This window comes from uncultured Mucilaginibacter sp., from assembly GCF_903913935.1.
Taxonomy (GTDB): domain Bacteria; phylum Bacteroidota; class Bacteroidia; order Sphingobacteriales; family Sphingobacteriaceae; genus Mucilaginibacter.
In genome coordinates this window covers 1-6,226 of record NZ_CAIWNH010000174.1, presented here as the reverse complement: position 1 = coordinate 6,226, position 6,226 = coordinate 1, and the positions used below count along the sequence as shown (strand labels likewise).

Genomic DNA, 6,226 nt, shown 5'->3' with positions numbered 1-6,226 from the left:
TCAAGGTAATTTTGTATCGACGATAATGGCGAGCGAAGATCATGAGCAAGAATTGAGAATAATTTATCTTTGGTATCATTGGCTATTGCAAGCTCCCCAGCTTTTTCTTCAACCAGCCTCTTTTCCGCGAAATAGCTTTTTCTGACAGTTGTGGTTACAAAAAAAATAAAAAAAACAATGCACACGTAGGTATAAGTAAAATCGATAAAACGGCTTTGTTTATCACTGTAAGTATTACTTATTAATTGTGGGTGCAAATATTCAGTCAATAACAGCATGCCAACTATAACTACGTTCAGCGCTATCCAAAACCAATACTGTTTACGGGGAACGATAGAAATAGTGAGAAAAAAAGAAAGCATAAAAATTAACAGCGTGGGTCCATTGATACCTGAGTTATATTTATAGTTAACAATCAACAGTACATTGATCACTGTCATGTATACCATAATAAAGGCGTTTAACTTCAGCTTAACTCTTGAGTAGTAATAACAAATTATTGCGAGAAAAAAAACAAGCAGCATTAACACCGCTAATTGTTGTATCCCCAGGATATAATTCAACCCGATTGTAAAAATAAGGCTGGTAGCTAAAACAAAAGTTATGGCATTAAATATCCTTGCTTCCAAAGAGAAATCAACAGGTGTCCCAATAATTTTCGACCAAAATGACTGCTTCATTTTTATGTATTATCCGGGGTTTTTTATTTTGAAGTATATTAACTAAAGCTATAAAATATATGTCATATGCAAGCCATTGGGATAACTATTTTATTTATTTCTACCAGTTTTAAACTAATAAAATCAGTGCAGCAGAGCAATGTCCGCCGGAATTGATTGGTAAAACATCAATTAATAGTTATATTAGTTGGCAAAATCCCCTGTCATATAATTCATGCTATTTTTAATCCGCTTTACTTTAAATTCTGATGAAAAAACTGATCATCATTTTTTTAACATTTACCGGTTTTGCGCAGGCCCAGCCGCAAATTAAATGGCCGGATCATAAAAAGGCGGTGATCATATTAACCTACGACGATGGGCTTTATTCGCAGTTAAACATTGCCATCCCGCAACTTGATTCAGCTCATCTGAAAGGCACCTTCTTTTTGCCTGGTGATCTGAATTATGAAACAATACCCAGGTGGCGTAGCGCCAGCAGAAGGGGCCACGAACTAGGAAATCATTCCATTTATCATCCTTGCACGAGCACAAATGACAACCCCGTTGCCTCAGAACATTATACCCCGGGAATGATTTTAGAAGAGATCGGGGTTATGAATAATTTTTTATTTGCAATTGACAGTAAATCATCGCACACCTATGCTTATCCCTGTACCGAAACATCTGTTGGCGGCAAAAACTATGTTGATTCGCTCAGGCGATCCGGCTTAATCAAATACGCCCGAATTGGTGGCGACGAAAACACCATTATAACGGATTTTAGAAAACTCGACCCAATGCTGGTGCCCTCGTATGGGTTGGAAGACAACACAACAGCAGACCAATTGATCACGTACGTTAAAACCGTCCAAAAAAAAGGAGGTATGGGCGTTTTGATGTTTCATGGCATTGGCGGTGATTATATCACGACGCCTGCGCTTTCGCATAAAAAACTTATTAACTACCTGGCAAAAAACAAAAAAGATATTTGGGTAGCCACTTTTCAACAGGTAATGGAATATATTTCAAAAGCTGTAAATAAAAAATGAAATGAAAAATTTGAAAAAGAAAAGGCCTGCACTTCACAAAATGCAGGCCTTTTCTGTTTAAGGTATTATCATCTGTTACCGCGTTCTTTTAGGCTTCTTTTTGCCCCTGGCATCATCTTTTAATTTAGATCTTTCAACAAAGCTGATCACCTGTTTTGAAAGCAGCATCAACAAACCTAGTGCTATCATAATAAGGCCACTGATCAAATAACCCCACATGCTGGTCGGGGCAAATAATTTTTCAGGCGCCTGGAAAATAACATGCAGAAAACTCCATCCAAACCATCCAAAAAAGCATAAAGTAAATGTAATAATAAAACTAATCACCCCGTTCAGCCAGTGCCAGTCTTTTTTATAGGCAACAAACCACGAGATGACATAAGCAGCTAATAAGCCAAAATTACCGGCCTGCTTGATAAAATTCATATCACTTGCACGCCTTGCAGGTAAATTAAGCCTGGCCATCCTTTCAGTCGGAAGGTATAAAAAGTTATAATCGTGCAAAAAGGCAAGCGTTTGAAAAGCATAAAAAAACAGCCAGAAAGCAATCAGGTTGATGATAATTAACCTGGCATTTAAATTTGAAAACAAACTTCTCATAACAATTTTAGGTGAAGTGCAATTATAAAGATTTTGATACGATTTCACGTACTAAAATAATATTTTCTTAATTTTTACAGCTTTGGGTTATGGATAAAAAACCACAGTTATTTCCCCTGCTTATTCTGCCTGGGTTATAGGCTATTAATACTGCGGTCCAATCAAATAGGGCCAAATTCTGAAAGTAAAAAAGGAACTATACGAAATTTATGTAAAGCATTGCCACCAGGAATACCAGCGGGTTCATGATGTTTGCGACCGCGATTTCTGGATGAAATCAGCAGAAGCAAAGGAATTTGGGATCATAGACTATATTTTGGGGCTTAGTGACTAGAGACTGGAGGTTGGAGATTAGTTAATAATGCCAATTGCAAAATTATTCCGCAATTGACATTCCGACTTCCGTATTGATCACTCCGTCCAAACCTTATTCTCCACCCCTATCCTCACCCAAAGCATCACCGCGTTTAACAGCGTAAAAATGATTGCCGTATAGTACAAATGAAAAACCAGCGGTATGATGGCGATCTCACAAACTACCTCCATATAATTGGGATGTTTTAAAAATTTGTAAGGGCCTTTCATTACGGGGTAAACACCGGGGATGCGGTATATTTTGGTGTTCCAGTATTTGCCTAATGAAGATAGCGCCCAGTACTTGAACGATAGCACTGCAATAAACAGCACCAGGAAGATCCAATCAATAGGCGGCTGCCCCTCTAAAATGTATTCCGCGATGATCGATACAATAAACAACGTATGCAGCGCGATCATAAACGGGTAGTGGCTTTGCCCGTATTGAACCGCGCCCTGCGAAAGGAGCCATTTTTCATTTCTCCTTGCGATGAGTAGCTCGGATAAGCGTTGTATGATGAAGAGGCTGATGAAGATGATGAAATACATGTATTTGAGTCCGAAAGTCCGGAAAGACCGAAAGTCGGAAAGATTTTTCGTAAATAACTTGTTAACTTTAATGAACTCCGAAACATGGTCGGCCTTTTAACTTTCGGACTTTACCGACTTTCCGGACTTTCGGACTTCAACAAAACCATCTCACTCGAAAAGCCTGGCCCCATGGCCAGCATTAAACCATAACCCGGTTCAAAGCCATCGGTCATAAATTTCTCCAGCACATACAAAACTGTCGAGCTGCTCATATTACCGTAATCATTCATCACCTTGCGGGTATTTCCTAAAAAATCCCCTTCAACGCCGAGCGCATCCTGGTAAGCATCCAATACTTTCTTTCCACCCGGATGAAAAATAAAGTTTTTGATATCGCTTAATTTAAGGCCTTGTTTTTCTAAAAAATTAACTATATCTGTGTTAATGTACTGCGTGATAAAGGCTGGGATGTCCTTTGAAAACAATACTTTGAAACCCGTATCCTGAAAATCCCATCCCATTACCTCCAGCGAATCGTAATACAATTTACTGCTTGCTGCCACATAATTTACACCGGTGGTATTTTGGTGGTTATCACCTTTAATAATACAAGCCGCTATCCCGTCTGAAAAAAGGCTGGAGCCAATAAAATTGCTTTTACTGTAATCACTTTTAATGAGTGTTAAGGAACATAGTTCAACTGCCACCAGTAACACCACCGCATCCGGGTTGGCTTTTGCCAGCGTATTTGCTTTGGCCATGCCGGAGACTCCTCCACCGCAACCCAGTCCCCATACCGGGATCCGGTTAATGTGCGGATTAAGCCGCATTTTATTAATGATCTGGGCATCCATACTGGGCGTTGCCAACCCGGTTGTTGATACAAATAGAATATCGGTAATATCCTCTTTATCGATTTTTGCTTTTTTTATACAATCCGCTATTGCTTTTACTGACCATTCAAGTGACGACCTGATATATTCGTTGTTCCGTTCTTCAAAAGTATTCGGTTGTGTATAGTAATCAAGTGGCTCAGATAAATTTCTGTCGATAATTTCGGTGTTATCAAAGGCAAAGATCAGCCGGTTGGCTTCCGGGAAATTGGCTGAAAACATCTCCAGGGCATGTTTTTTGACTTCTGTTTGTTTTATTTTATAAGGGAGGTCTATTTTTGATACTGCAGCTATAAATGGCATAAATATTTTATTTATACATACGTATCTATTAACGTGCCAGTTGTCTAAATCCGCAAATAAAAAATTATTTTATGCTTTTCAAACGCAGTTAAAACAAGAAATAAGGCAACTATTTAACAATATTTAAACACTTTTTGCCTTTTCCTTCTCGCTGATATTTTTTAATATATAGATCATACCGGCCGGGAATCCCGAAAATTGGAGTGTACCAATCGGGTTTGGTCTTAAATTAGGCACAACAATTTCAAAACGATGCAGTTCAAACAGATCTGAATTGCCGTCAATTACGACTGAATTTATATCCTTATTTTTTTCAGCAATAGATTTTAGCAGCCCCTTATGTTTTATTACAGAATGAAGGGTTTGTCCGGTTATCGGTTTTTCACCAATTTTCAGAATTTTGCGCCCAACCATGTTAATAAATATTATCTCATCCTTCTCGTTAACTGCTATTACGGTATCGGGCATTTCTTCTGCCAGAATTTTCACCTGGCTTTCTGCAGAGAGCCTTTTTGTGAGGTTAATATTTTCATTTTTACCCAAACGGACAGCCATGGCATTAAAAGCATTTGATAACTCAGCAAACTCCTCACTGGTTTGCAGATCAAGCCTGGTTTCATAATTTTCATGGCTCACTTCCATAAATCCATCCGCAAGCTGGTGAAGCGGGTTAACAATAAAGCCCGGGAAATTAGAGATCAAAACAAAAATGATCAGGAAGGTGATAAACCCACCTGCCCCAAGGTAAATGGTCGCACTATTTACTGTTTCGTGTGTGGCGTTGTTTTTATCAGCAATCGCCTTCATGTTAAGGCCGTCAATAGTTTTTAATAACGACCGCACATGCCTCACCAATACCTGCTGTTGAGACAAGGTTTCGGATGAACTGATCAACTGGTCAAAGTCTTTCCGTACTCCGGATGTTGCCTCATTTTCGCCGCTTTCAGTAATATTGTTTTCCTGTTTTTTTAATGCGCTGTTAAAAGCATCTGATGCATTTTTTGTCAGTGGAAGATCATTCTCATCCAGTACTGAACGCATATCCCTGGTAAAAGTGAGGGTATTATAATTGTTCTTCAGTGTTACTTTTGCAGTTTCGGAAATCTTCTCAATATAATAGATAGAGGCGGCTCCAAAAAACATCACCACTACAAATAATATCCCAAAGCCAACAAATAGTTTTTTCCTGATCTTCATACAAAAATAAATTAACAGTTTACAACAGGTTCCTTAACGGAAGAAATTAGTGTAGTAAATATAATTGATTATTTAGGTAAACAATAACCCATGCGGCAATTGTTTACCTAAACCATAAAAAAATTACATAAAAAACACCTGTTTATTTGCTTTCAAGCAAGGCAAGGTCGGGTTGGGCGTATTTGTATACTTTAAAATAGATCGTAGTTTTGGTTTGAAAAACGCCCTCAATGGTCGAGATCTTATTTACAAAATCAACCAAATGGTCGTTATCCCGGCACATCACATCCACCTCCAGGTCATATTCCCCAAAGGTCCCGGCCAGAAAGCTCACTTCCGGCATCAGGGCGATAGTTTGCGCAACCTGCTCTTTTAAATGGGCCGGCCTTACGTACACGGCTACATGCGCATAGGAACGGAAGCCCACCTTACCGGGATCAACCCTGCCGATAATGGTGATCACCTTTTCCTCCAGCAAGCGGTTAAACCGGGTACGAATGGTACCAATGGAGACATTCAGTTTTTCAGCAATAACGGTAAAGGAAGTCCTGCCATCGTTCTGCATAAAACTGATGATGGCAAAATCAATCTCGTCTAACGAATTTCCGGTATTAACTAAAGGGCTGTTCTTTTCCAT

General features: G+C 39.0%; 7 protein-coding genes and 1 pseudogene. 2 read left to right on the top strand and 6 right to left on the bottom strand.

Annotated features, from left to right (window positions below; all coding sequences use genetic code 11):
- A pseudogene (locus tag QZY09_RS06545) lies at positions 1 to 680 on the bottom strand (hypothetical protein); the annotation flags it as partial.
- A 248-nt stretch (positions 681 to 928) separates the two neighbouring features.
- Between QZY09_RS06545 and QZY09_RS06540 the strand changes: the two are divergent.
- Positions 929 to 1,711, top strand: coding sequence for a polysaccharide deacetylase family protein (locus QZY09_RS06540; protein ID WP_295669839.1), 783 nt, complete (start codon positions 929 to 931; stop codon positions 1,709 to 1,711).
- 75 nt (positions 1,712 to 1,786) lie between these two features.
- Here QZY09_RS06540 and QZY09_RS06535 read toward each other — a convergent pair whose 3' ends face one another.
- The gene (locus QZY09_RS06535) at positions 1,787 to 2,311 is read right to left on the bottom strand and encodes a hypothetical protein (protein ID WP_295669837.1); all 525 of its coding nucleotides are present in this window, start codon (positions 2,309 to 2,311) and stop codon (positions 1,787 to 1,789) included.
- A gap of 175 nt (positions 2,312 to 2,486) precedes the next feature.
- On the opposite strand from QZY09_RS06535, the gene QZY09_RS06530 reads away from it, so the two are divergent.
- Positions 2,487 to 2,645: an ATP-dependent Clp protease proteolytic subunit gene (locus QZY09_RS06530; protein ID WP_367119176.1), complete on the top strand. Its 159-nt coding sequence runs from the start codon at positions 2,487 to 2,489 to the stop codon at positions 2,643 to 2,645.
- 77 nt (positions 2,646 to 2,722) lie between these two features.
- On the opposite strand, the gene QZY09_RS06525 is transcribed toward QZY09_RS06530, so the two are convergent.
- From QZY09_RS06525 to QZY09_RS06510, 4 genes are all read right to left on the bottom strand, one after another.
- Complete coding sequence (locus tag QZY09_RS06525; RefSeq protein ID WP_295669834.1) at positions 2,723 to 3,214, bottom strand: isoprenylcysteine carboxylmethyltransferase family protein; 492 nt, start codon at positions 3,212 to 3,214, stop codon at positions 2,723 to 2,725.
- Positions 3,215 to 3,324: 110 nt separating this feature from the next.
- The gene (locus QZY09_RS06520; RefSeq protein ID WP_295669831.1) at positions 3,325 to 4,392 is read right to left on the bottom strand and encodes a 3-oxoacyl-[acyl-carrier-protein] synthase III C-terminal domain-containing protein; all 1,068 of its coding nucleotides are present in this window, start codon (positions 4,390 to 4,392) and stop codon (positions 3,325 to 3,327) included.
- Positions 4,393 to 4,515: 123 nt separating this feature from the next.
- Positions 4,516 to 5,589 carry a HAMP domain-containing protein gene (locus QZY09_RS06515; protein ID WP_295669828.1) on the bottom strand — a complete coding sequence of 358 codons (1,074 nt, stop codon included), beginning with the start codon at positions 5,587 to 5,589 and terminating at the stop codon, positions 4,516 to 4,518.
- A 142-nt stretch (positions 5,590 to 5,731) separates the two neighbouring features.
- Positions 5,732 to 6,226: Lrp/AsnC family transcriptional regulator (locus QZY09_RS06510; RefSeq protein ID WP_295669825.1), on the bottom strand; the 495-nt coding region annotated here is incomplete at its 5' end.